Source organism: Paenibacillus sp. sg306046 (genome assembly GCF_059821225.1).
This window is the reverse complement of the sequence record NZ_JCAMRT010000013.1, coordinates 149876-173162: the sequence shown is the minus strand read 5'-3', so window position 1 is coordinate 173162 and position 23287 is coordinate 149876. Positions and strand designations below refer to the sequence as shown.

Genomic DNA, 23287 nt, shown 5'->3' with positions numbered 1-23287 from the left:
GTCGATGGTACTTGGACCGCAGGGTCCTGGGAGAGTAGAACGTCGCCAAGCCGATTAGAAGCCTTTTTGGACTTAGAGTCCATAAAGGCTTTTTTGCATATAATTTGCACCATAAGCTATTTGCACCATAAGCATGGTGAGGATGTAGGGCGGTTCATGCAAAAACCACCTGATTTGGGCAACGCGACGCTGGCGCCAGCTTCAGCAGTTTGAATGTAAGCGCAGTCCACAAATATCCAGAAGGTTAGGCTTGACATGAAAATTGCGCTTTTGGTAAGATTGCAATAATATATTTCGGCAAGTACCTAAATAAGGAGGACTTATTCGTGTGGGAGTCTAAGTTTGCGAAAGAAGGATTAACATTTGATGACGTGCTGCTCGTTCCGCGTAAGTCGAATGTATTTGGTAAGGAAATTGATATCTCGACGCAGCTGACTGCTAAAATTAAGTTGAATATCCCGTTCATTAGTTCAGCTATGGATACGGTAACGGAATCGAAGCTGGCGATCGCAATGGCCCGGGAAGGCGGCGTAGGCGTTATTCATAAGAATATGCCGATCGTCCAACAAGCGGAGGAAGTAGACCGTGTGAAGCGATCAGAGAGCGGCGTTATTACCAATCCTTTTTCACTGACTCCAGAACATCATGTGTATGATGCAGAGGAGCTGATGGCCAAGTACCGGATTTCCGGCGTTCCTGTTGTCGATGAAAACAAAAAGCTGGTCGGTATTTTGACTAACCGTGACTTGCGTTTTGTTCATGATTATTCGATTAAAATTAAGGAAGTAATGACGCGGGAGCAGCTGGTTACAGCTCCGGTCGGAACGACTTTACAGCAGGCTGAAGGTATTCTGCAGAAGCATAAAATCGAAAAGCTGCCTTTGGTGGATGAGCACAATATTCTCAGAGGTCTTATTACGATCAAGGACATCGAGAAGGCAATCCAGTTCCCGAATGCTGCTAAGGATGAGCATGGGCGTCTGCTCGTCGGCGCGGCGGTTGGTGTATCCAAAGACGTCATGGAACGTACGGCTGCTTTGGTGGAGGCCGGCGTTGATGTCATCGTGGTTGATTCGGCTCACGGACATCATATCAATATTTTGAATACGGTTAAGCAAATTCGCCAGCAGTACCCGGAGCTTCCGATTATCGCGGGTAACGTAGCAACTGGAGACGGTACGCGTGACTTGATTGAGGCGGGGGCAAGCATCGTTAAAGTCGGAATTGGCCCAGGCTCAATCTGTACGACACGTGTCATTGCCGGGATCGGTGTTCCGCAAATTACGGCGATTTACGACTGTGCTTCGGTTGCCCGTGAATATAATGTACCGATTATTGCAGACGGCGGTATTAAGTACTCCGGAGATATAACAAAAGCGATCGCGGCAGGTGCAAATCTCGTCATGATTGGCAGCTTGTTTGCCGGTACGGAAGAAAGTCCGGGAGAATCTGAAATTTATCAGGGACGCCGTTTCAAGGTATACCGGGGAATGGGCTCGCTTGGCGCGATGAAGGAAGGGAGCAAGGATCGTTACTTCCAGGAAAACGAAAGCAAGCTGGTTCCGGAAGGGATAGAAGGCCGAGTTGCTTACAAAGGACCGCTGGCGGATACGCTGTACCAATTGGTAGGCGGACTTCGTTCCGGTATGGGCTATTGTGGCGCGGCGACGATTGATTCTCTGATCAACGAAACAAGCTTTGTCCGGATTACGGGAGCTGGTTTGCGTGAGAGCCATCCGCATGACGTTCAGATTACAAAAGAAGCACCTAACTACTCTTTATAGTTCAAGGCCTGGCCAATAAGGTCTGACCTCATGTAAAACGGAAGCAGAAGCTTCCGTTTTATTTTTTTAACCATCGGTTGTCAGAATTCTCGGACCTGGACAAAGTGGCGAGAGCTTCTTTCGTGATAAGAAGGCGGACTTCCTCGTATGGAATTCCAGAGCATGGTTCACCCTGACCTATCGGATCTTGAGCATTTTTTTACGGGGCAAGGCAGGTTGTGGTACAATAACAAATGGTTTCTGTTCAATACCCAGGAATAGGAGTGAGATGTTTGTTTGTACATGTAAAACGTGTTTGTGCTCTCTTGGCTGTTGTTTTGTTGTTAAATACATCCCTTGCTGTCGTCCAACCTCCACTTGCGAGCGCTGCCGAGTCTTCTGAGCTTGAGCTGCAAGCATCCTCTGCCATCTTAATGGAAGCGTCTACCGGACAAATCCTCTACGAATACAATGCTGATAAAGCTCTTCCTCCCGCAAGTATGGCAAAGATGATGACGGAATATTTAGTTATGGAAGCGGTCAACAGCGGGAAGCTGCAAATGAACCAGTCGATTAATACGTCGCAAGCCGCGGCGGATGCGATTGGATCGGGGCAATTGCTCGCTTTGAATGAGCAGGCGACTGTCGATAATATGTTTGCGGCCATGTCGATTTATTCGGCTAATGATGCCACGATTGCGCTGGCGGAGGCTGTCGGCGGAACAGAAGAAAATTTCGCGAAAATGATGAATGAGAAAGCCAAGGAATTCGGGCTGTCGCCGGATGCGCATTTTATTAACGCTACGGGTCTCGGCCGGGCTGATATGGGCAAGCATGCGCCGACCGAGCTGCAAGGCGAGACACTGCTGACGGCGAAGGATGCCGCAATCATCGCTTATCATCTGATTAATGACCATAAGAGCGTACTGGATTATACGAAAATTCCTTCCCGAAAATTCCGTGAGAGGGACAAAGACCCGATGATCAATTGGAACTGGATGCTGGCGGCCAATAAAGGTACGCGCAACTTTGCCAAATATGCCTTCGATGGTCTGGACGGGCTAAAGACGGGGCATACCGCTGAAGCGGGCTATTGCTTCACGGGGACGGCTGAGCGCAATGGAATGCGGCTGATCAGCGTCGTGATGGGAACCGGCATGGGGCCGAAGGGCAAGGAAGAAGCACGGTTCATTGAGACGGCGAAGCTGCTTAATTACGGATTTAATAATTTTGAATCGAAAACAGTCTTAACGGCGAAAAGCGAAATAGATTCATTGAAAACGGTCAATATTAAAAAGGGCGTTGAGCTGGAAGTTCCTGTCGTTACGGAAACAGGCCTGACGCTGATTGCCAAAAAGGGTACGGCTGCTGATCAATTTCAGGTAACGGCCACAGCTGCCGAGGAAAGCAAGCGTATCGCTCCGATTGAGAAGGGACAAGTTGTAGGAACGGCCAAAGTGACCTTTCAGAACAAGGAATATACCGTAAACCTGATTACATCGGATGCCGTTGAAAAAGCCGGCTGGTTCCGCTTATTTTTCCGGGCCATCAAGGAATTTTTCGTCGATACGTTTACAGGAGCTAAGAAGTCCTAAGATCAGCTAAAATCCGAGCAAATGGGTTGTTTATTTAGATCGGTTCATGTAAAATATTGCTTTAGTTAGTTTGTCCGGCGCCAAGCGGCTATAAGGACATTACGCACAGTTTCGGGAGGAATCGAACATGGAAACAGGTACATCGCGCGTTAAAAAAGGTATGGCCGAAATGCAAAAAGGCGGCGTCATTATGGACGTCATGAATGCGGAGCAGGCAAAGATTGCCGAAGCGGCTGGAGCGGTTGCCGTTATGGCGCTTGAGCGTGTACCTTCCGACATTCGAGCTGCCGGCGGAGTGGCCCGGATGGCTGATCCTACAGTCGTTGAAGAGGTCGTGAATGTCGTTTCGATTCCCGTTATGGCGAAAGCACGGATTGGTCATTATGTAGAAGCTAAAATTTTGGAATCTATGGGCGTTGATTATATTGATGAAAGTGAAGTACTGACGCCTGCTGATGAAGTGTTTCATATCAACAAGCATGAGTTTACCGTACCGTTTGTTTGCGGAGCACGTGATTTGGGCGAGGCGCTGCGTCGGATTGGAGAAGGCGCTTCGATGCTGCGGACCAAGGGTGAGCCGGGAACCGGCAACATTGTTGAAGCGGTACGCCATATGCGGATGATCACGGGACAAATCCGTAAAGTACAAAGCTTGTCCAAGGATGAGCTGATGGCGGAAGCGAAAAACCTGGGTGCTCCATACGAGCTGCTGCTGCAAGTGCATGAGTCGGGACGTCTCCCGGTCGTTAACTTCGCTGCAGGCGGTGTTGCGACACCGGCTGATGCGGCACTGATGATGCATTTGGGTTCCGATGGTGTGTTCGTGGGCTCCGGTATTTTCAAGTCGGACAACCCTGAGAAGTTTGCCAAAGCGATCGTGGAAGCAACAACGCATTTCACCGATTATGAGCTGATTGCCCGTATTTCGAAAAACCTGGGTACGCCGATGAAAGGGATCGAAATTTCCAAGCTTCACAGTTCGGAGCGGATGCAGGAGCGCGGCTGGTAATCACCGGCGGCGTTTCTTCGAATGAAAGAGGATGAGGGCATGAAAATAGGGGTATTGGCGCTGCAGGGAGCTGTAGCGGAGCATATCTTGTTAATTCAGAAGGCTGGCGCGGAGGGCGTAGCGATCAAGCGCACCGAGCAGCTGGATGAGATTGATGGCATCATCATCCCAGGTGGAGAAAGTACGACGATCGGAAAGCTGATGAGAACGTATCAGTTTATCGACGCCCTGCGTGAATTTTCACGGCAGGGCAAGCCGATTTTCGGGACTTGTGCCGGTATGATCATTTTAGCTAAAGAAATTAATGGGCAAGACGAAGCGCATCTGGCCTTGATGGATATTCAGGTGGCGCGCAATGCGTTTGGCCGTCAGCGGGAAAGCTTCGAAACCGATCTGGATATCAAGGGGATCGACAAGGATGTTCGGGCCGTGTTTATCCGGGCTCCGCTTATCGAGCAGGTTGGCGAGGGCGTCGAAGTGCTCGCTACTTATCGCGATACGATCGTGGCGGCGAGACAGGGACATTTGCTCGCAGCCTCGTTTCACCCTGAACTAACGGATGACGAGCGGATGCATGCCTATTTTCTTAATATGGTACGTGAGACGAGGTAGGAGGGGTCTGGCTTGCTGGATGTGAAATTGCTGCGAAGCGATCTGGACATGGTGAAGCAGGCGCTGGCGAAGCGGGGGAAAACCTTAGATGAGCTGGATCGCTTCATGCTGCTGGATACAAAACGAAGAGAGCTGCTGCAGGAGACGGAGCAGTTGAAAAACCGCCGAAACGTCGTTTCGCAAGAGGTTGCACAGCTCAAGCGGGCGAAGGAAAACGCCGATCACCTTATTGAAGAAATGAAGGTTGTCGGCGACCGGATCAAGGAGCTGGATGACGAGATTCGCGAGCTGGAAGCACAGCTGGATGCGATTCTGCTGTCGCTGCCCAATCTGCCTCAAGCTGATGTGCCGGTGGGCAAAAGCGAAGACGACAATGTGGAAATTCGCCGGATCGGCGATGTTCTGGCATTCGACTATGAGCCTAAGCCGCATTGGGAGATAGCCCAGCAGCTTGGCATTCTTGACTTCGAAGCTGCAGCCAAGGTGACAGGATCGCGTTTCGTATTTTATAAAGGCCTGGGGGCACGTCTGGAGCGCGCGCTGTATAACTTCATGATGGATCTGCACGCCGATCAGCATGGATATGAAGAAATGCTGCCGCCGCTGATCGTGAACCGCGACAGCCTGACGGGAACCGGACAGCTTCCCAAGTTTGAGGAAGATGTGTTTAAGCTGACGGGAACGGATTATTTCCTCATCCCGACTGCTGAGGTACCGGTTACGAACTATTACCGAGACGATATTTTAACGGTGGAAGATTTGCCGAAAAATTTCGTAGCGCTGAGCGCTTGCTTCCGTTCTGAAGCAGGGTCGGCCGGGCGCGATACGCGCGGCTTGATTCGTCAGCATCAGTTCAACAAGGTTGAGCTCGTCAAGCTGACGGCGCCTGAAAGCTCGGATGAAGAGCTGGAGAAGCTGACGGCGAACGCGGAGAAGGTGTTGCAGCTGCTGCAGCTGCCGTATCGCGTGTTGTCGCTTTGCACGGGCGATCTGGGCTTCTCCTCGTCCAAGACGTACGACCTGGAGGTATGGCTGCCAAATAGCAGCACGTACCGCGAAATTTCGTCCTGCAGCAATTTTCAGGACTTCCAGGCGCGGCGGGCAAATATTCGTTTCCGTCGCGATGCGAAGGCCAAGCCTGAATTTGTGCATACCTTAAATGGTTCCGGGCTGGCCATTGGTCGTACTGTCGCCGCTATTCTGGAAAATTACCAGGAGGCGGACGGCAGCGTTCGGATTCCGGATGTATTGCAGCCTTATATGGGCGGGCTGGAACGAATCAGCAAAAATTAGCGCTTGAATATGAATCACCAACTATGATACAATGCATGTTGTCACCCGGAGAGGTGGTCGAGTGGTTTAAGGCAGCGGTCTTGAAAACCGCCGAGGTCGTGAGGTCTCCGTGGGTTCGAATCCCACCCTCTCCGCCAATTTCTACATTGAAATTGGACAAAACAGAATTTATCCTATAAACAGCCAAGAAGCGGACGTTGCTCCGCTTCTTTTTTGCATTCTCTTTTTGCGAAAATGTAAACAAGCCAGTATATGATGCAGCTCACGGATGCATGTTATAGACAGGGAGGTGGGATGAAGATGAGTAAATCCGATCAACTCCAGGTGGATCAGCAGGAGCTGGTTCATGCCTGGTCGCAAACATTGCCTCAAGTGCTGGATGCCTCCGATCAGGCGAGGATATGGGCTGATGAAGCCCAATCCAATGCGCTGCGCGTTCACATTACGACAGCCGGTCGCAGCAAGTACAGCTTTGACTTTAAGTGTACGTACGTCGATTCGCGTGAGGTGAAGGTCGATCTGGTCGACGTAGAGCGGGATGGTCATCATGTGGATGAACGGACAGACATCATTCAGACGCTGGTCGATGACCATGTCCGTCACTTGCATGAATGCGTGCAGCAGCTGCATACGTTGACGACGACGCACTAGAGAGGAGTGAAGGCGAATGACACGTAACAAGAGCAACGCAGATAAAAATGTGCAAAATGTCGCCAAGGATCTGAAGGCAGCCGACACAGATGGTCACCAGGCGCAGCAGCTGCAGCAGCAGACAAACGACCGGCGCCATCAGGATGCATTAAATCACCAATAAAGGAATAAAGCTATTCCAATCTCAGACAAAGGCAGGGAGCGAATCATGCCAAAGGATATTCCCCAACCGGTTAATCCTCCGAACGGCCAGCAAAATCAGGAGGAGTCTCGTCAGCGGACAGGTCCAAAGCCCGGCTCCAAGCGGGTTAAAAATGAGAATCATAGCCGCCACAACAACGGGGAAGGCTAGAGAGAACAGTTCAGCCTTTCTTGGAGGTTTTAGGGCTCCACGGACCTCACCAACGAACAAAAACAGCCTCTTACCTCAGGTAAGGGGCTGTTACCATTTTCCGACAGGCGCTCATCGGGTTTATTAGGGTTCAATCGAGTTTTTCTCTACAAGCTGAAAGCATTCCTTCATCATCAGGTAAGCCATGCCTTCGTTGTCCGCATATCCATACAAGCAAGCTCCGAGCGAAATTGCCTCACAAACATCATCAAGCGACGTGCAGATGGAGATTGAAAACTCATCATAGACGATGTAATAAGTGGTAGCTTGCATTCCTGATCCACCTCAGATTTGTATTTTGCGAATAACCCTTATTCTACCATGTACAATGAAAAATGAGAACGGATGTAGACATTTCTAATCATTTTTTTAGCAAACGCCCAACGTCTTAAAGCAAGCTTGATCCAGTGGGCATTTTCTTCAGAAACGCGTACAATAGGAGCAGGAACCCGATCAGAACCAGGAAATGGGGTTAAGGAGGAACAGACAGATGGTCATACTGAAAACCAAAGAAGAGATGCATAAAATGAAGGATGCCGGATTGATTTTAGCGAAGTGCCACAAGGAAATTGCCAAGATGATTCGGCCTGGCTTGACGACGATGCAAATTAATGATTTCGCCGAGGCATTTATTACGAGTCATGGCGCGGAGCAGGTCACGAAGGGCTTTCACGGATTTCCTGCCGCTACATGTGCGTCCGTCAATGATGTCATTGCACATGGCTTTCCTGACCACAAGCCGCTGCAGGAGGGCGATATCGTCAAAATAGATATTGTATGCCGTTATAAAGGCTGGTGTGCGGATACGTGCCAGACGTACCTGGTAGGTAAGGTGTCGCCAGAGGCCGAGCGGCTCGTACGTATTGCGCGCGAATGTTTGGAGCTGGCGATTCCGCAGGCGATTGTGGGCAATCGCATCGGCGATGTGGTTAGTGTAATCCAGCGGCATGCTGAGCAAGCGGGCTATTCGGTCGTTCGCGATTTGAATGCCCATGGAATCGGCCAGTCGATGCATGAGGAGCCCTCGTACATGCATGCAGGCAAAGCGGGCCGCGGCTTTCGGCTTCAGGAAGGCATGGTATTTACGATCGAGCCCATGATCAATGCGGGGAAGCTCGACATGTTTATTGACTTCGACGGTTGGACAGCACGTACGGTTGATGGCAGCCTGTCCGCTCAGTTTGAGCATACCGTTGCGGTTACGAAGGATGGACCCTGGGTGTTAACTGAGGACGTATGACCGGAAGAAGAGCGAAAGAGCCGTAAGGCATGAGCCAGACGGCGGAGAATAAACTTGAAGGCGTGAACGGAACGGCGAGTCAGGATGAGCCTATGGAAAATGGAGGGCCGTTTCAACCGGTGACATTCAAAAAGAGCCTGCCGCAAGAGCGATTCTCTTGTCGACGGGCTCTTCAAATTTAACCGGGCGTATAAAACGTCCCCGAGAGGACTCGAACCTCTATCTGTCCTTTAGGAGAGGACTGCTCTATCCTGTTGAGCTACGGAAACTTAAACCATCGTCATTATATCATAGGAGCCCGATGGAATAAAGCGGAAGCCGCAATTTCAAACGATAGCGCAGGGATTGGCAAGACCCCGTACGTCTATTCATGCAGAGAGGAGGGGGAGATCATTACGACGGAAGAAGCTTGGATTGCGCGCATGATTGCGGGTGACCGGGAAGCGTTCCAGGAGCTGGTTCAACGATACGGGCGCTACCTGTACCAAGCGGTATATGGCGTGCTTCATTCGGCCAAGGATGCGGAAGACGTTACGCAAGAAGCGCTGATCAGCATCTTCTCGTCTCTCCCCCACTACCGGCATCAGGGGTTTAAGTCGTGGATTACAAGAATCGCAATCAACAAAGCCATTGACCACAAGCGGTCGAGAGACCGCAAAAAAGAGCAGCTGACGGCGGAGTGGGGAGAGCTGGAGCTGGTTGCCGCTACCCGAGGTCAGCCTGTGGAGGACACGGTGCTTGCTCGCGAAAAGCGGAAGCTTGTACACGGTTATATGGACCAGCTGCCGGAGCATTACAGACAAGTTGTCTATGCCTTTTACATGGAAGAAAAGTCTTACCAGCAAATTGCGCAGGAGCAGAATATTGCGGTAAAGACCGTGGAATCCAAATTATATCGTGCCAAGCAATATTTACGGAAAATTTGGGAGGAGGATGATCGCGAATGAAGCATATTGCAGAGGAGGTATGGCAGTTATATACGGAAGACCGGCTTTCCCCGGAGGAAAGAATGGAATGTGACGATCACCTGCTCAGCTGCGACGTTTGTCTGGCTGTGTATCTCCAATGTGTGGAACAACAGGCTGATTCGTTGCCGGAGCCGGATCTGGAGCGGATAACGCAGGAATCGCTGAAGCGCTGGGTGGAGGTCGCTATTCCTGCGTCCGCATCCCCGGATTCGGCAGCAGCGAAACGCGGCGTGAGGCGTGAGGTTTGTCGCGGCTGGCTGCGTCATCCGGCGGTTCACTACACCTTGGCTGCCGCAGTTACGATGCTGCTGATGGGCTCGGGTGTATTCCAGGTATTCACTCAGCAAGCCAGAGCCTGGGATGCCGCACAGGGAAGCCCTAAGGCTGTTCGTCCGCCGTCCTTGTCGGAGCAAATGATGGATCGGACAGTTGAATGGATTGCGACGCTCCAACCGAAACCTAGACAAGATGAAAGAAGAGGGAAGCACGATGAATAGACCTAAAAACCCGGCGGTTGCCTTGATCCTGTCGATGATTCCCGGATTTGGCCAGCTGTATATGGGCCGCATTTTGAAGGGCTTGTTTTTCGGAGGTATGTTTGCAGGGCCGTCTCTGATTGCGTTGTTTCTGCTTATGATATCCCGGCATGAAGATGTTGCATTGGCCATGCTGCTCATGGCCGCCTTCGTCTGGCTGTTGAATCTGATAGATATGGTGAGGATTGTCAATCGGGCTTATGCTGCGCAAGCGGGATATGGCGGACCCAGCGTCGGAGGCGGGGAATATGGACCGGCCTACGCCCAGGGGAGCGAGTTTTCGTCCAGCTATGGGGATCAGGCGGGGAGAGACCGTTATTTTACGATGCTGCTGTCGCTGCTGCCGGGTTTGGGGCATTTCAATCTGGGGTTGATGCAGCGCGGGCTGGCGTTTCTCGGCTTGTTTTTTGGATTGGCGATGATCACGGTGTTTATTTCGGTCATGTCCGGACAAAGGAATTTTCTGGTGCTGCTTGGAGCACTGCCGATTATTTGGCTGTACGCGATGTTCGATTGCGTGCAGCAGCTGAATAAGCGTGACCGGGGAGAAGCGCTTGTAGACCGTACATTCTTCGAGGATTTTCAGGAGGGACGCGAGGCCGGCAAAAAAAATAAAACCTTGGCTGTTCTGCTTTCGATTTTTCCGGGCGCAGGCCATATGTATATCGGGCTGCAAAAGCGCGGCTTGCAGTTTATGGCCGCCTTTCTGTTCGGGATGTATTTTCTGGACGCGCTGCGGCTGTCGCTGTTCCTGTTTGTCATCCCGATTTTATGGTTCTACAGCTTTTTCGATTCGCTCCAGCACATCTCCAAATTGGGGCGTGAGCCGCTCGTGGATACGCCGCTGCTTGAATGGCTGGCCGAACGGCAGCGCTTGCTTGGCTTCGCATTGCTCGGCTTAGGCGTCTATTACTTGATTGACCAAGTTTTAGTGAACACGCTGGGGTTGTGGGTGCCTGATTATGTGCAGTCCAGAGTGATGCATTTTTACTACAGTTATTTTCAGACCTTTATCGTGTGCTTGCTGTTGATCGGCGGCGGGTTTCGCTTGCTTCGAGGCCGCGGCAAGCCGCCGCGCCCGTAGACAGCCTGCACAGGCGCAGAGCGGCGTGTATGGAGTGAGATCAGGCAGAATGGAGGCGGGAGCTGGACAGGCGGAAGGGGCAGCAGCAGCTGGCTGGCTACAGAGCAGAACTGACGATATGGGTCGGGGTCCATGGCAGGCGCTGCTGTCTGATTGGCTATGCCCTGCCGCGCAGACGGCGGAAAAATTGGGTGAGCAGGCTGGCGCATTCGACCTGCAGCACGTTAGGAATAAGCTCGACCCGATGATTAAAGCGTTCTTCCTGCAATAAATTCATCAACGTACCGGCACAGCCTGCTTTAGGGTCCGTTGTGCCGAACACCACGAGCGGAATCCGCGCTTGGACGATCGCCCCGGCACACATCGGGCATGGCTCCAGCGTGACGTATAACGTACAGCCGAGCAGCCGCCAGGCGTCCAGATGCTCGCTCGCTTGCTTGATGGCAATCAGCTCTGCATGGCCGAGCGGGTCTTTGGCTGTTTCGCGGACATTGTAGCCCCGTCCGATAATTTCCCCATCCTTGACGATGACTGCGCCAATCGGAACTTCATTCAGCCGTTCGGCCTTCCGGGCTTCCTCTATAGCTGCCTGCATAAATGACTGATGGATGTGTAGGTCATCCAATCGGCCCACCTCTTTTACAATAAATTCATGAAATCGAACAAGCATTCGTTACGCACAAGCTGTGGATAACGTTGTGGATAGCCAGTGAATTTCCCGTATCCATTGTAGATAAATCAAGCGGTACAAGCAAGCCTTCAGCTATAGGGAAAACTTATCCACAGACATGCGGCAATTGTGAATGATTTTTTTTCAAATTTTCGCCCAAATTAAAGTTGCCAGTTTGCAGGGAACCTCCTATAATAAGAATTATTAATAGGTATTTATACCCAATTTCTGGGGGATACCATAGTTATAACGTCTGGTTCGTTCGTTTGTTTCTGGCAAACCTGTTGAAAGGCAGGGACGCAAAGCTTAGGGTCTAAGGTCCTCTGGTGATAGAGGCTATGGCAGCCTGGCCGCCGAATGTACGCAACGTACCGGTGAGCAGGCTGAGTCTCGGCATTTGAGAATCGGCTTTTTTGTTGTCTGCAAACAGGGAACAGGGAGAAGGAGAGGGCGGTCAGCCATGTCCAAAGCGGCCAAAAACGGCAAGATTTCCTACGAGTACACGCAAGAAGCCTACAGAGCCACTAGCGGCATCCTGCTGAACAGCCGTACCGTTGTCGAGAAGAAAGAGTTTGTCTCGACAGGAGTTCTCACGTATGCCGAAGGGGATATCCTCGAAATTGAAATGTCGGAGTACAAAGCGTTTGATCTGGGCGATGCGGTGAAAATTACGGTGTATTCGCCAGGCGGAATTTACACGTTTCAATCGACGGTCGTAGCGAAGGACCATGAGGCGCTTATGCTGATCAATCCTCCTGCGAATCAGAAGCGTTTCGCCGAAAAACGCGAAAATCCGCGGATTGATGTGGAGCAGAGCGGTCATCTGCTGGCTGTCCGTCACGAGAATGGCGGCGGGCCGGAGCTTCAAGAGGAGCTGCCATTGGAGATTCGCAATGTAAGTGTCAGCGGAATCGGCTTTTTTTTGCAGGCCGATCTGAAGCTGGACGCCACGATGCGCGCCGAGGTCAAGCTGAACCTGGGGTTCGAAATTGCGTGCTTGCTGGAAATCGTCAGGTCGGAGCCTGGTGAATCCGGCGTCTATTACGGAGCGCGTTACGTCGATATTCCGACAGATAAGGTAAATGCATTGCGGGCCTTCGTACTGAAGAAGCAGGTAGAGCAGCATTTTACTTCCAAGGAATCGGCCAGAGTCAGACGTATTTTCAAGTAATTTGCAATTCGTAGCGGTCGTAGGTCACTTGTGACTGGAGCTTGCAAGCCGCAGGCGCAACGGATACCTTCTTTCCGGGGAAAGGGGGTATTTGTGTTTTCGGATGATACGGGATGACACAGACCGCAATTATAGGATATAATAGAATGTCAGGATTAGATTTTCGCTTTCGTTCATGGATAGGTTCAGATGAAGTGATTAAACTGAGGGCTTGTTGAACAAGCTCTATCTGTTAAGGAGTTGTCTATATATGGGTTTGTCTTGTGGAATCGTCGGGCTGCCGAATGTCGGCAAGTCAACGCTGTTTAATGCGATTACGCAGGCTGGTGCGGAATCAGCCAACTATCCGTTCTGTACGATTGATCCGAATGTCGGTGTCGTTGAGGTGCCGGATGAGCGTCTGGCCAAGCTGGCCGACATTGTGCAGCCGAAAAATATTGTGCCGACAGCCTTTGAATTTGTTGATATCGCCGGTCTCGTAAAAGGCGCGAGCCAAGGCGAAGGACTCGGCAACAAGTTTCTGGCGCATATCCGCGAGGTCGATGCCATTGTGCATGTCGTTCGCTGCTTCCAGGATGAGAACATTACGCATGTATCCGGCGGAGTTGATCCGATCAGCGATATCGAGACGATCAATCTGGAGCTGATTCTCGCCGACGTGGATTCCGTCGATAAGCGGATCGACCGCTCCCGTAAAAACATGAAGGGCGGCGACAAAAAGTACGCCCAGGAAGTCGAGTGCCTGGAGCGGATCAAGGAGGCTCTCTACAATGACAAGCCTGCGCGCAGCGTAGAGCTGAACGATGAGGAGAGGCTGCTGATTCGCGACCTGCATCTGCTGACGATGAAGCCGGTGCTGTATGCGGCCAATGTCAGCGAGGCGGAAGTTGCTGATACGGAAGGCAATCCGTTCGTACAGAAGGTGCGCGAGTACGCAGCGCTTGAAGGTGCGGAGGTCGTGCCGATCAGCGCCAAGGTTGAATCGGAAATTGCTGAGCTGGAAGGCGAGGACAAGCAAATGTTCCTTGACGAGCTTGGCTTGACGGAATCGGGACTGAACCGGCTGATTCGCGGGGCTTACAAGCTGCTCGGCTTGTATACGTATTTTACCGCGGGTGTGCAGGAGGTTCGTGCCTGGACGATTCGTAAAGGAATGAAGGCGCCGCAGGCGGCCGGCGTCATCCATACGGACTTCGAGCGCGGCTTTATCCGCGCTGAGGTCGTCGGCTACGAGGACTTGACGGGCTCCGGCTCGATGAATGCAGCCAAGGAAAAAGGCCTGATGCGGCTCGAAGGCAAGGAATATGTCGTTCAGGACGGCGACGTCATGCATTTCCGTTTCAACGTTTAGCGAGGCAAGCAGCCGCTTGTACAGCGCTGGGTAGCGGAGACGAAAAAGGCGGTCGCTTGGTTTCGAATAAACGTGAACTGAGAAATGAGAGGATGATGACAGATGCTGGACCGGTTACAGGCATTGGCCGATCGGTATGAGAAGCTGAGTGAGCTGCTGTGCGACCCGGATGTTGCGGGCGACTCCAAGAAGCTGCGGGAATATTCCAAGGAACAGTCTGATTTGCAGGAAACGTATGATACGTTTATGGAATACAAGAGCGTGGTGGAGCAGCACGATGCGGCGCGCGCGATGCAAAACGAGAAGCTCGACGATGAGATGAAGGAGCTCGTGAAGCTGGAGCTTGATGAGCTGTCGGAGCGCAAGACGGCACTGGAAGAGCAAATCAAGGTACTGATGATGCCCAAGGACCCGAATGACGATAAAAACGTCATCGTTGAAATTCGCGGTGCAGCCGGGGGCGACGAAGCGGCGTTATTTGCGGCTGACCTGTACCGGATGTACACGAAATTCGCCGATACGCAAGGCTGGCGGACCGAAGTGCTCGATGCGAGCATGAATGACCTCGGCGGCTTCAAGGAAATTATTTTCATGGTCAACGGCAAAGGCGCATACAGCAAGCTCAAATTCGAGAGCGGCGCGCACCGCGTACAGCGGATTCCGGCGACGGAGTCGGGAGGCCGGATTCATACCTCCACCTCCACAGTCGGGGTCATGCCGGAGATGGAAGAGTTCGATATTGAAATTCATGATAACGATATTCGCGTCGATACGTTCTGCTCCAGCGGCGCGGGCGGACAATCGGTTAATACGACAAAATCAGCCGTGCGCGTCACGCATGTGCCGACCGGCATCGTAGCGACCTGCCAGGACGGCAAATCCCAAAACTCCAACAAGGAAAAGGCGCTGCAGGTGCTGCGCGCCCGCATCTTCGACAAGATGCAGCAGGAGGAGATGGAGAAATACGGCGCTGAGCGGAAAAGCAAGGTAGGAACGGGCGACCGCTCTGAACGGATTCGTACGTACAACTATCCGCAAAGCCGGGTTACCGATCATCGGATCGGCCTGACGCTGCACCGGCTTGATGCGGTGCTGAACGGCGATATGAGCGAGATTGTATCGGCGCTCACGATTGCGGCGCAGACGGATCAGATGGAAAAGGGAGAATACGCAGGTGCTTGAGCGTGATGGACGGCGCTTGACGATAAGAGAAGCCTACGCAGAGGCTTCTTCTTTTTTGCGGCAGAGCGGTATCCTGGAGCCGGAGTCGAATGCGGAGCGGCTGCTGGAGTATGTGCTCGGGGAGACGCGGAGCAGGATGCTGCTGCGCTGGGCGGAGCCGTTCCCGGCGGAGCTGGACGCGGTGTGGGAGCAGCTGCTCGCGCGCAAGGCGGCAGGAGAGCCGGTGCAGTATATCATCGGCGAGCAGGAATTTTACGGACTGACGTTCCAGGTTGGTCCGGCTGTGCTGATTCCGCGCCCGGAGACGGAGCTGCTGGTCGAGGAGGTCGTCCGGCTGGGTAAGCGTTTATGGCCGGAGGCGGCCGGGGACAGCTTCCGGCCAGGTGAGCGAGAGCAAGCCGAGAGCCGGACCTTGAAGCTGAACGACGCGGCCCAGCGCGACGCCGGGCTTGGCGAAGCAGACGCGGGCCGCAGGCCGTCTGTCTGCGATATCGGCACCGGCAGCGGCGCGATTGCCGTAACGATTGCTGTTCAATGTCCGCATTGGCAGGTGCTGGCGTCGGACTTGTCGGCGGAGGCGCTGGAGGTAGCCCGCTCGAATGCGGAGCGGCTTGGGGCAGCGGACCGCATTACCTGGGCGCAGGGCGACCTGCTTCGTCCCTGGATCGTCAGCGGCCGATCTCTGGACATCCTTGTGTCTAACCCGCCGTACATTCCCGAGCAGGATGAGGCCGGGCTGCAGCCGGAGGTCAGGTTATTCGAGCCGCGAACGGCGTTGTATGGCGGCGCGGATGGATTGACGTTATACCGGAACATGACGGAGCAGCTGGCCGAGCTGCCGGAGCTGCCGCGGATCGTGGCCTTCGAGGTTGGCCTGGGACAGGCGGAGGAGGTTCGTCGACTGCTGGGACAGGCCGGGACATGGACGGATATTCGACTGATTCAGGACCTTGCGGGCATTGACCGCCATGTGGTCGCTTATCGGCTGTAGCGCGGCGGAGGTGGTCCACGGAAAAATGCCTTGGTCCAAAGCCTGATGTGAACCGGAGCCGAGAGCGGGAAGCAGAAGCGGATCATGCTGCAGCCGGTTGGCATGTATAAACTCTCTTAGCCTGGGACACACTGACAACTAGAGCCGCTAGATTGCGAGATTCGCGGGCGGCAATCGTGTTCGAGAGCGAGAGGGGCTGCGGTAACGATGGTGAAACGGTTCGGTTGGAAACGGTATGCGTATCTGGGGTTTGCTTTGCTCATGCTGCTGGTCTCCTGGGAGTCCAGCCGGGCTAATGCGATGCTGTTTACGGGAGCTTCCGGCACTTCGGAGCTGGCTTCCGCGACTGCGATCCCGGCAGAATCCATTCGGCTGCGCATCCTTGCCAATTCCGACACCGCCGCAGATCAATGGATCAAACGTGAAATTCGTGATGCGATCATCGCGCAAATGAACGGCTGGGTCGCTGAGCCTGACGGCATCGAGGCTGCGCGAGCGGTTGTACGCAGCCATCTCGGTGAGCTGGAAGCGACGGTGGGCGACACGCTGCGCCGTCACGGATTCGATTATACGTATACGGTTGAGCTGGGCAAGGTGCCGTTCCCTACGAAAATGTACGGCAATCAAGTGTACCCGGCAGGCGACTATGAGGCGCTGCGTGTTTCCATCGGCGCAGCCGAAGGGCAGAACTGGTGGTGTGTGTTATTTCCGCCGCTGTGCTTCGTGGATTCCGAGATGGTCGTGAAAAAAAATAACAAAGCACATGCTGCCTCGCTGGAGGCAGATACCGCTGACTCCGAGCAGAGCGGTCAGGTAAAGGGCGGGGCAGCTGTTGGCAAGCAAGCGGCTCAAGCCGCTGAAGCTGTCCAAAAACCTCAAGCTCCCGAAGGTAAAAAAACGGATAGTTCGAAAACGGCAAATGCGAAATCAGTGAATGAGAAATCGGAATCGAAAGCAGTCGTCCATGCGGGGAACGACAAAAGTCAGGCCGCAGTCAGCGAGCCGGTTGGCGCCGAGCCAGTGAAGGGCAGGGCAGAACAGCCGGAGGTACGATTTTTCCTCTTCGACCTGTTGAAGAAGGTCATATCCTGGTTCGCATGACCGATCGGCCGGACAGGAAGGAAGGCTACGATGAAGGAAATAAGCACCAAGTTATGGCAGACGGACGCCGAGCATCCGCAGCTGGCGGAATTGCAGGAAGCGGCGGCTGCGCTGCGTGAGGGCGGCACGGTCGCTTTCCCTACCGAGACGGTGTACGGCCTGGGCGCAGATGCGCGAAACAGCGAGGCGGTTGCTGCTGTATTTGCAGCGAAGGGCCGTCCGTCCGACAACCCGCTGATCGTCCATATCGCGGAGCGGTCTCAACTGACGGAGCTGACGGCTCCGCCGGAGGAGGCTGTTTTGCGTTTGATGGACGCGTTCTGGCCGGGACCGTTGACGGTCGTGCTGCCCGTACGTGCGGGCGTGCTGTCGCCTCTGGTCACGGCGGGTTTGTCGACGGTCGGCATACGTGTGCCCGACCACCCGGTTGCGCGCGCGCTGATCGCGGCGTCAGGCTGCCCGGTCGCGGCGCCGAGCGCGAACCGCTCCGGCCGGCCGAGCCCGACGGAGGCCGGCCATGTGCTGCACGATCTCGCCGGGCGGATCGTGGGCATCGTCGACGGCGGCGCTGCCGGCGTCGGGGTGGAATCAACGGTCGTCGAGCTGCGCGGCGACACGTTGTATGTGCTGCGCCCCGGCGGCGTGACCGGGGCCGAGCTGCGCCGCGCGCTGCCGCCGGGCGTGCGCGTGCAGGAAGCGGCGGCGGAGCTTGCCGCCGCTGAAGCCCCGCGGGCCCCGGGCATGAAATATGCCCATTATGCCCCGCGGGGCCAGCTTACGATCGTGCGCGGCGACGATCGGCAGGCTGTGCTCGCGCGGATGCGCCGCGAGCTGGAGCAAGCCCGTGCGCGCGGCGAGCGCACGGGGGCGCTGCTGCTCGGCGCGGCCGAGGCAGCAGCCAGCGCCGCGCCCGGCTGCGGCGCGGCGGACCCGATGCCCGCAGACCACGTTGTTGTCTGCGGCAGCGCCGGCGACCTGCGTGCGGTCGCGCGCGGTCTGTATGGGGCGCTCCGCTCGTTTGACGAGGCGGATGCGTCATTTATCGTCGCCGAGGGCTGCTCGGCAGACGGGCTTGGGGCAGCCGTGATGAATCGGCTGCATAAGGCGGCAGCCGGGCGGGTTATCACGGTGTAAAACGCCGAGGGGCGCAAGTCATCCATCCGGCTTCCACAAGGCGTTGGGGCCGATCACCATCTCTCTCGCATCAGCCTGTTAACCTGGCGCCGCATCTGCGCATCTGTGTTCCAGACGCTGGCGACGGCCTGGCCGCGGCTAGGCTGACAAGCCAGACATGTTTCCTCCTTGTCCCGCATAGGTTGGTTAAGAGTGGGACAGGGGGGAGACGCATGAGTGTGGCGGTGGCGGCGTCGATGGCGTGGGGGCAAATCATCTCGATCGGCCTGCTGGCCCTGGCCCTCGGCCTGGACGCCTTATCGCTTGGATTAGGCATCGGCATGCGGGGAATTCGCAAGCTTGATATGGTGAAGGTCAGTCTGATCATTGCTCTCTTTCATGTGATCATGCCACTGGCGGGAATGTGGATGGGCGGATATATCAGCTTGATGCTGGGCAAGGTAGCGACGGTTTGCGGGGGGTTGCTGCTGCTGCTGCTTGGCGGCCATATGGTCGTGAACACGCTGCGTAAAGAGGAGTCGTCGGGCAGCTACAGTCCGCATACGCTATGGGGAATGCTGCTGTTTGCGTTCAGCGTGAGTGTGGATTCCTTCTCCGTCGGGGTGTCGCTTGGCATGTTTGCCGGCGACGTATGGCTGACCGTCCTGATGTTCGGGGCGGCGGGCGGCTTGATGTCTGTGTTAGGCTTATCGCTGGGACGGCATGTCGGGAGCTGGATCGGCGATTATGGCGAGGCGCTTGGCGGCGTCATTTTGGTCGGCTTTGGGCTGCATTTTGTGCTGTAAAGTCCTGCGAGGCTTATTTCGACGCCACGGAGGTTAAGTTGCAGCGGTGATGGAAGCAGGGAGGGGAAGAAGCTGGAGCATGATTCGGAATTTCCCGCCAGCTTGATTCAGACCCCGAGCTTGTCTGGTTTGCCAAGGCGGCGACCGTAAGCCTATATCGCTTATGCCCCGGATTGAGGTACAATAAATTTCATACGATACTATGGGTAACGATAGGGCAAGGTGAATGTCCAGAAAGCGGGGAGAGAGTATGAAACGGATTTTGTTCGTATGTACAGGCAATACATGCCGCAGCCCTATGGCTGAAGGGCTGATGCGCCAAATTGCTGGCCGCCATGGGCTGCAGGATGTCGAGGTGCGCTCGGCCGGTGTCGCTGCATATGAGGGAGCACCGATCTCTGACCATGCTGCGACTGTCCTGAAAGCAAAGGGCGCAGACTGTACGTTCGGCTCGACGCCGTTGTCGCAGCTGCAGATCGAATGGGCAGACCTTGTGCTGACGATGACCTCCAGTCATAAACGCCATACGATTCAGCTGTATCCGGCTGCCGTGGACAAGGTGTTCACGTTGAAGGAATACGTCAACGCCGATCCGCAAGGCGCGCAGCGTCTGGCTGAGCTGGAAAGCTTGCTGAGCGAGCTGCAGCTCAAGCAGGCGCTGGGAACGCCGATTACCAGTGAGGAGCGCGGGCGGGTTTCGGCCCTGCAGCTGGAGCAAAGCTCGCCCGATATCGCTGACCCGTTCGGCGGCTCCATCAGGCAGTACCAAAGCTGCGCCGACGAGATCGAGCAGAGCCTTGAGCTGCTCGCAGCCAAGCTGCGGCGGGAAGGTTGAAGAAAAGCGAAGCTGCGGCGGCTAACCGTTCCGGCGAATGAGTCCGCTCAGCGAGTGCGATTGGCAGCGCTGGCCGCTGCAGACGGAGGCTTGACGCGGAGCCGGGATCGTCATTTTCTGCCTAGCCCTTGCCCCGAAATGCTCATCTTGGGGGGCTGGAAACTTGGGCTTTACACGTCTGTCGGAATCGGATATGATGAGCTTAATGAACAAGACCCGGTGTAACTGGCGACAAGTGGAACCAACCACAATGGAGCATCGGGACATACGGCCGGTCGCCTGGGCAAAGAGCAGCATTCGCAGTAACATTGAGCGAATGTCATGCTCTTTTTTCGTTTTTTGCCGTCGAGGTTTTAGGTTATAATGAAATCGACAAGCGCGAGGAGGCGAAAGAAATTTATGAAAATTGCAATGGGTGCAGATCATGCGGGATATCGGCTGAAGGACGAGCTTAAGCCGTTTATCGAATCGCTTGGTCATGAGGTTGTAGATTATGGCTGTAGCTGCGGCGACTCGGTGGACTATCCCGACTATGCCCTTCAGGTATGCGAGGAAGTTGTGTCCGGCGGAGCGGACAAAGGTATTTTGATCTGCGGAACGGGCATCGGCATGACGATTGCCGCCAACAAAGTGCCGGGCATTCGCTGTGCGCTCGTTCATGATTTATTTTCGGCCAAGGCAACACGCGAGCATAACGATTCGAATGTGCTGTCGCTGGGCGAACGTGTCGTTGGCCCTGGGGTTGCGCAGGAAATCGTGAAAATTTGGCTGGAAACGCCGTTTTCGAACGGAGAACGCCACCAGAACCGGGTAGGGAAAGTGAAGGCATTGGAACATAAATACGCGGTTCAGCCATAAAAGGACATTGAGCGGTCACGGTGAAAAGGAGAGCTTGCGATGGAATCAGTCCCCTTGACAGATTCGCCTGACCGTCCTGTGCGGACGGAGGAAGCGAAGAACATCCGTGAGCGGGCCGAGACGGCGCTGCGTGAGCTGGTCGCGGCTGGCCGGCTGCAGCCGGGCCAGCTGCTTGTGATCGGCACAAGCACAAGCGAAGTGCTGGGCCGCCACATCGGCACCTCCGGCAGCGAAACGGTGGCGCGCAGCTTGTATGCCGCCGTGGAAGCGGTGCGCCGCGAGGTTGACTTTTTTCCGGTATTTCAATGCTGCGAGCATTTGAACCGGGCGCTTGTGCTAGAGCGGGAAGCGATGCTGCGTTACGGGCTGGAGCAGGTCAGCGTTGTGCCGGTTCCCAAGGCGGGAGGCTCGATGGCTGCCTATGCGTTCCGGCAGCTGCCGGATGCGGTTGTTGTCGAGACGGTGCAGGCGCATGCCGGACTTGATATCGGAGGCACGCTGATCGGCATGCATCTGAAGCGCGTGGCCGTACCGTTTAAGACGTCGGTTCGCCAGATCGGCGAAGCTCATGTACAGGCCGCATTTACCCGGCCCAAGCTGATCGGCGGAGTCCGGGCGGTGTACGAGCTGGAGCAGCAGCCGTCAGGCCAGTGTGACTAATTAAGTAGCACGACAAGCGATCAACAGGCTTTTTACTTATAAATCAGTTAACTTACGGGAGGAATTTAACCATGGACTTTTTGCGTAACCAAGATCCGAAAATTGTAGAAGCGATGAATCTGGAGCTGGGCCGCCAGCGGAACAATATTGAGCTGATCGCTTCCGAAAACTTCGTAAGCCAGGCTGTACTGGAAGCGATGGGAACTGTACTGACGAACAAATACGCGGAAGGCTATCCGGGCCGCCGCTACTACGGTGGCTGTGAGCATGTCGATATCGTGGAAGACATCGCGCGCGACCGTGCGAAGGAGCTGTTCGGCGCTGAACATGCCAACGTGCAGCCGCACTCCGGCGCTCAGGCGAACATGGCCGTTTATTTGGCCGCGCTGAACCCTGGCGACACCGTGCTCGGGATGAACCTGGCTCACGGCGGACACTTGTCCCATGGTAGCCCGGTGAATGCGTCCGGTATTTTGTACAACTTCGTTGCTTATGGCGTCACGGAAAATGAAGGCGTCATTGATTACGAGGACCTGCGTAAAGCGGCATTCAAGCATAGACCTCGTCTGATCGTTGCCGGCGCGAGCGCTTATTCCCGGACGATTGACTTTGAAGCGATCGGCAAAATTGCCAACGACGTTGGCGCGCTGTTTATGGTCGATATGGCGCATATCGCCGGTCTGGTTGCGGCTGGCCTGCATCCGAACCCGGTTCCGCACGCGCACTTCGTAACAACGACAACCCATAAGACGCTGCGCGGTCCGCGCGGCGGGATGATTTTGTGCCGCAAGCCATGGGCCGCTGCGATCGACAAGGCGGTATTCCCGGGTACCCAAGGCGGACCGCTCATGCACATTATTGCGGCCAAGGCGGTTGCATTCGGCGAGGCGCTTCAGCCTGAATTTAAAATCTATGCGCAAAACGTCGTAAACAACGCAAAAGCGCTTGCTGAAGGCTTACGTGCGGAAGGCATCAACCTTGTATCCGGCGGCACGGACAACCATCTGATGCTGATCGACCTTCGCAGCCTGAACATTACGGGTAAAGAAGCTGAGCATCTGCTGGATGAAGTCGGCGTTACGGTCAACAAAAACGCAATTCCGTTTGACCCGGCCAAGCCGATGGTTACCAGTGGAATTCGCGTCGGCACACCGGCGGCGACCGCTCGCGGCATGAACGAGGAAGCGATGAAAACAATCGCGCAAATTATCGCGCTGACGCTGAAAAATCCGAAGGATGAAGCAGTGCTTGAAAAAGTACGCGGTATGGTGAAGGACCTGACTTCGCAATTCCCGCTTTACCCGGGTCTTGGTTACTAATCGCCGATTCGCTTAAAGGCAAAGCCAGACGCCTCCATTCCACTTTAAGTGGGGTGGGGGCGTTTTTTGTGTAGCTGTACTTTGTCAG

At 54.6% G+C, this 23287-nt stretch carries 25 protein-coding genes, 2 tRNA genes and 2 riboswitches; of the genes, 24 read left to right on the top strand and 3 right to left on the bottom strand.

The window, feature by feature from the left end; all coding sequences use genetic code 11:
• Nucleotides 1-326: 326 nt before the first annotated feature.
• The 8 genes from guaB to AC6ROY_RS15205 all read left to right on the top strand — a co-directional run bounded on the left by guaB (nt 327) and on the right by AC6ROY_RS15205 (nt 7086).
• Nucleotides 327-1784, top strand: a complete 1458-nt coding sequence (guaB, locus tag AC6ROY_RS15240) for an IMP dehydrogenase (protein ID WP_500101426.1) — start codon at nt 327-329, stop codon at nt 1782-1784.
• A 233-nt stretch (nt 1785-2017) separates the two neighbouring features.
• On the top strand, nt 2018-3358 hold the full coding sequence (locus AC6ROY_RS15235; protein ID WP_500101425.1) for a D-alanyl-D-alanine carboxypeptidase family protein: 1341 nt from the start codon (nt 2018-2020) through the stop codon (nt 3356-3358).
• Between the two features lie 127 nt (nt 3359-3485).
• Entirely contained in the window at nt 3486-4367 is an 882-nt protein-coding gene (pdxS, locus tag AC6ROY_RS15230) for a pyridoxal 5'-phosphate synthase lyase subunit PdxS (RefSeq protein WP_500101424.1), read from the top strand.
• A gap of 39 nt (nt 4368-4406) precedes the next feature.
• Nucleotides 4407-4979: a pyridoxal 5'-phosphate synthase glutaminase subunit PdxT gene (gene pdxT / locus AC6ROY_RS15225; protein WP_500101423.1), complete on the top strand. Its 573-nt coding sequence runs from the start codon at nt 4407-4409 to the stop codon at nt 4977-4979.
• Between the two features lie 12 nt (nt 4980-4991).
• On the top strand, nt 4992-6272 hold the full coding sequence (serS, locus tag AC6ROY_RS15220) for a serine--tRNA ligase (protein ID WP_500101422.1): 1281 nt from the start codon (nt 4992-4994) through the stop codon (nt 6270-6272).
• A gap of 47 nt (nt 6273-6319) precedes the next feature.
• Nucleotides 6320-6409 (top strand) — tRNA-Ser (locus AC6ROY_RS15215).
• A gap of 163 nt (nt 6410-6572) precedes the next feature.
• Entirely contained in the window at nt 6573-6923 is a 351-nt protein-coding gene (locus tag AC6ROY_RS15210) for a hypothetical protein (RefSeq protein WP_500101421.1), read from the top strand.
• Between the two features lie 16 nt (nt 6924-6939).
• Nucleotides 6940-7086 carry a hypothetical protein gene (locus AC6ROY_RS15205; RefSeq protein WP_500101420.1) on the top strand — a complete coding sequence of 49 codons (147 nt, stop codon included), beginning with the start codon at nt 6940-6942 and terminating at the stop codon, nt 7084-7086.
• A 312-nt stretch (nt 7087-7398) separates the two neighbouring features.
• Here AC6ROY_RS15205 and AC6ROY_RS15200 read toward each other — a convergent pair whose 3' ends face one another.
• Nucleotides 7399-7587 carry a hypothetical protein gene (locus AC6ROY_RS15200; RefSeq protein WP_500101419.1) on the bottom strand — a complete coding sequence of 63 codons (189 nt, stop codon included), beginning with the start codon at nt 7585-7587 and terminating at the stop codon, nt 7399-7401.
• A gap of 217 nt (nt 7588-7804) precedes the next feature.
• On the opposite strand from AC6ROY_RS15200, the gene map reads away from it, so the two are divergent.
• Together map and AC6ROY_RS15190 are read left to right on the top strand one after the other, a co-directional pair.
• Complete coding sequence (gene map, locus AC6ROY_RS15195; protein ID WP_500101418.1) at nt 7805-8554, top strand: type I methionyl aminopeptidase; 750 nt, start codon at nt 7805-7807, stop codon at nt 8552-8554.
• A 29-nt stretch (nt 8555-8583) separates the two neighbouring features.
• Nucleotides 8584-8736 carry a hypothetical protein gene (locus AC6ROY_RS15190; protein ID WP_500101417.1) on the top strand — a complete coding sequence of 51 codons (153 nt, stop codon included), beginning with the start codon at nt 8584-8586 and terminating at the stop codon, nt 8734-8736.
• A 14-nt stretch (nt 8737-8750) separates the two neighbouring features.
• On the opposite strand, the gene AC6ROY_RS15185 is transcribed toward AC6ROY_RS15190, so the two are convergent.
• A tRNA-Arg gene (locus AC6ROY_RS15185) sits at nt 8751-8823 on the bottom strand.
• A gap of 153 nt (nt 8824-8976) precedes the next feature.
• Here AC6ROY_RS15185 and AC6ROY_RS15180 point away from each other — a divergent pair.
• Genes AC6ROY_RS15180 through AC6ROY_RS15170 form a run of 3 tightly spaced genes read left to right on the top strand, consistent with a single transcriptional unit; the run spans nt 8977 to nt 11142 of the window.
• Entirely contained in the window at nt 8977-9501 is a 525-nt protein-coding gene (locus AC6ROY_RS15180) for an RNA polymerase sigma factor (RefSeq protein WP_500101416.1), read from the top strand.
• Nucleotides 9498-10019, top strand: a complete 522-nt coding sequence (locus AC6ROY_RS15175) for a hypothetical protein (RefSeq protein WP_500101415.1) — start codon at nt 9498-9500, stop codon at nt 10017-10019. Before AC6ROY_RS15180 ends, AC6ROY_RS15175 begins: the two co-directional genes overlap by 4 nt.
• On the top strand, nt 10012-11142 hold the full coding sequence (locus AC6ROY_RS15170; RefSeq protein WP_500101414.1) for a hypothetical protein: 1131 nt from the start codon (nt 10012-10014) through the stop codon (nt 11140-11142). Before AC6ROY_RS15175 ends, AC6ROY_RS15170 begins: the two co-directional genes overlap by 8 nt.
• Nucleotides 11143-11299: 157 nt before the next feature.
• Here the strand turns inward: AC6ROY_RS15170 and tadA are convergent, their stop codons facing one another.
• Nucleotides 11300-11767 carry a tRNA adenosine(34) deaminase TadA gene (gene tadA, locus AC6ROY_RS15165; protein ID WP_500101413.1) on the bottom strand — a complete coding sequence of 156 codons (468 nt, stop codon included), beginning with the start codon at nt 11765-11767 and terminating at the stop codon, nt 11300-11302.
• Nucleotides 11768-12076: 309 nt separating this feature from the next.
• Nucleotides 12077-12170, top strand: a riboswitch (cyclic di-GMP riboswitch).
• 102 nt (nt 12171-12272) lie between these two features.
• Here tadA and AC6ROY_RS15160 point away from each other — a divergent pair.
• The 11 genes from AC6ROY_RS15160 to glyA all read left to right on the top strand — a co-directional run bounded on the left by AC6ROY_RS15160 (nt 12273) and on the right by glyA (nt 23199).
• Nucleotides 12273-12983, top strand: coding sequence for a PilZ domain-containing protein (locus tag AC6ROY_RS15160; protein ID WP_500101412.1), 711 nt, complete (start codon nt 12273-12275; stop codon nt 12981-12983).
• 250 nt (nt 12984-13233) lie between these two features.
• Nucleotides 13234-14334, top strand: a complete 1101-nt coding sequence (ychF, locus tag AC6ROY_RS15155; protein WP_500101411.1) for a redox-regulated ATPase YchF — start codon at nt 13234-13236, stop codon at nt 14332-14334.
• A gap of 102 nt (nt 14335-14436) precedes the next feature.
• Nucleotides 14437-15516, top strand: a complete 1080-nt coding sequence (gene prfA / locus AC6ROY_RS15150) for a peptide chain release factor 1 (protein WP_500101410.1) — start codon at nt 14437-14439, stop codon at nt 15514-15516.
• The gene (locus AC6ROY_RS15145; protein ID WP_500101409.1) at nt 15509-16507 is read left to right on the top strand and encodes a N5-glutamine methyltransferase family protein; all 999 of its coding nucleotides are present in this window, start codon (nt 15509-15511) and stop codon (nt 16505-16507) included. The genes prfA and AC6ROY_RS15145 overlap by 8 nt, the downstream gene beginning before the upstream one ends.
• A 207-nt stretch (nt 16508-16714) precedes the next feature.
• The gene (gene spoIIR, locus AC6ROY_RS15140) at nt 16715-17608 is read left to right on the top strand and encodes a stage II sporulation protein R (RefSeq protein ID WP_500101408.1); all 894 of its coding nucleotides are present in this window, start codon (nt 16715-16717) and stop codon (nt 17606-17608) included.
• Between the two features lie 30 nt (nt 17609-17638).
• On the top strand, nt 17639-18742 hold the full coding sequence (locus AC6ROY_RS15135; protein ID WP_500101407.1) for an L-threonylcarbamoyladenylate synthase: 1104 nt from the start codon (nt 17639-17641) through the stop codon (nt 18740-18742).
• Between the two features lie 212 nt (nt 18743-18954).
• Entirely contained in the window at nt 18955-19527 is a 573-nt protein-coding gene (locus AC6ROY_RS15130; protein ID WP_500101406.1) for a manganese efflux pump, read from the top strand.
• A 250-nt stretch (nt 19528-19777) separates the two neighbouring features.
• Nucleotides 19778-20362 (top strand): low molecular weight protein arginine phosphatase, encoded by a 585-nt coding sequence (locus AC6ROY_RS15125; RefSeq protein WP_500101405.1) that lies wholly within the window; start codon nt 19778-19780, stop codon nt 20360-20362.
• A gap of 211 nt (nt 20363-20573) precedes the next feature.
• Nucleotides 20574-20654, top strand: a riboswitch (ZMP/ZTP riboswitch).
• Nucleotides 20655-20761: 107 nt separating this feature from the next.
• Nucleotides 20762-21220 carry a ribose 5-phosphate isomerase B gene (gene rpiB, locus AC6ROY_RS15120; protein ID WP_500101404.1) on the top strand — a complete coding sequence of 153 codons (459 nt, stop codon included), beginning with the start codon at nt 20762-20764 and terminating at the stop codon, nt 21218-21220.
• A 39-nt stretch (nt 21221-21259) separates the two neighbouring features.
• Complete coding sequence (locus tag AC6ROY_RS15115) at nt 21260-21880, top strand: TIGR01440 family protein (protein WP_500101403.1); 621 nt, start codon at nt 21260-21262, stop codon at nt 21878-21880.
• A 71-nt stretch (nt 21881-21951) separates the two neighbouring features.
• Entirely contained in the window at nt 21952-23199 is a 1248-nt protein-coding gene (gene glyA, locus AC6ROY_RS15110) for a serine hydroxymethyltransferase (protein WP_500101402.1), read from the top strand.
• Nucleotides 23200-23287: the final 88 nt, after the last annotated feature.

What these genes read in the sequence shown, in the direction of transcription:
- glyA (WP_500101402.1), top strand. Translation starts at nt 21,952, where the DNA reads ATGGACTTTTTGCGTAACCAAGATCCGAAAATTGTAGAAGCGATGAAT.
- AC6ROY_RS15170 (WP_500101414.1), top strand. Translation starts at nt 10,012, where the DNA reads ATGAATAGACCTAAAAACCCGGCGGTTGCCTTGATCCTGTCGATGATT.
- pdxT (WP_500101423.1), top strand. Translation starts at nt 4,407, where the DNA reads ATGAAAATAGGGGTATTGGCGCTGCAGGGAGCTGTAGCGGAGCATATC.
- rpiB (WP_500101404.1), top strand. Translation starts at nt 20,762, where the DNA reads ATGAAAATTGCAATGGGTGCAGATCATGCGGGATATCGGCTGAAGGAC.
- AC6ROY_RS15175 (WP_500101415.1), top strand. Translation starts at nt 9,498, where the DNA reads ATGAAGCATATTGCAGAGGAGGTATGGCAGTTATATACGGAAGACCGG.
- AC6ROY_RS15235 (WP_500101425.1), top strand. Translation starts at nt 2,018, where the DNA reads ATGGTTTCTGTTCAATACCCAGGAATAGGAGTGAGATGTTTGTTTGTA.
- map (WP_500101418.1), top strand. Translation starts at nt 7,805, where the DNA reads ATGGTCATACTGAAAACCAAAGAAGAGATGCATAAAATGAAGGATGCC.
- AC6ROY_RS15210 (WP_500101421.1), top strand. Translation starts at nt 6,573, where the DNA reads ATGAGTAAATCCGATCAACTCCAGGTGGATCAGCAGGAGCTGGTTCAT.
- AC6ROY_RS15160 (WP_500101412.1), top strand. Translation starts at nt 12,273, where the DNA reads ATGTCCAAAGCGGCCAAAAACGGCAAGATTTCCTACGAGTACACGCAA.
- ychF (WP_500101411.1), top strand. Translation starts at nt 13,234, where the DNA reads ATGGGTTTGTCTTGTGGAATCGTCGGGCTGCCGAATGTCGGCAAGTCA.
- AC6ROY_RS15180 (WP_500101416.1), top strand. Translation starts at nt 8,977, where the DNA reads ATGATTGCGGGTGACCGGGAAGCGTTCCAGGAGCTGGTTCAACGATAC.
- AC6ROY_RS15130 (WP_500101406.1), top strand. Translation starts at nt 18,955, where the DNA reads ATGAGTGTGGCGGTGGCGGCGTCGATGGCGTGGGGGCAAATCATCTCG.
- AC6ROY_RS15200 (WP_500101419.1), bottom strand. Translation starts at nt 7,587, where the DNA reads ATGCAAGCTACCACTTATTACATCGTCTATGATGAGTTTTCAATCTCC.
- AC6ROY_RS15190 (WP_500101417.1), top strand. Translation starts at nt 8,584, where the DNA reads ATGAGCCAGACGGCGGAGAATAAACTTGAAGGCGTGAACGGAACGGCG.
- AC6ROY_RS15125 (WP_500101405.1), top strand. Translation starts at nt 19,778, where the DNA reads ATGAAACGGATTTTGTTCGTATGTACAGGCAATACATGCCGCAGCCCT.
- prfA (WP_500101410.1), top strand. Translation starts at nt 14,437, where the DNA reads ATGCTGGACCGGTTACAGGCATTGGCCGATCGGTATGAGAAGCTGAGT.
- pdxS (WP_500101424.1), top strand. Translation starts at nt 3,486, where the DNA reads ATGGAAACAGGTACATCGCGCGTTAAAAAAGGTATGGCCGAAATGCAA.
- AC6ROY_RS15205 (WP_500101420.1), top strand. Translation starts at nt 6,940, where the DNA reads ATGACACGTAACAAGAGCAACGCAGATAAAAATGTGCAAAATGTCGCC.
- AC6ROY_RS15115 (WP_500101403.1), top strand. Translation starts at nt 21,260, where the DNA reads ATGGAATCAGTCCCCTTGACAGATTCGCCTGACCGTCCTGTGCGGACG.
- AC6ROY_RS15135 (WP_500101407.1), top strand. Translation starts at nt 17,639, where the DNA reads ATGAAGGAAATAAGCACCAAGTTATGGCAGACGGACGCCGAGCATCCG.
- spoIIR (WP_500101408.1), top strand. Translation starts at nt 16,715, where the DNA reads ATGGTGAAACGGTTCGGTTGGAAACGGTATGCGTATCTGGGGTTTGCT.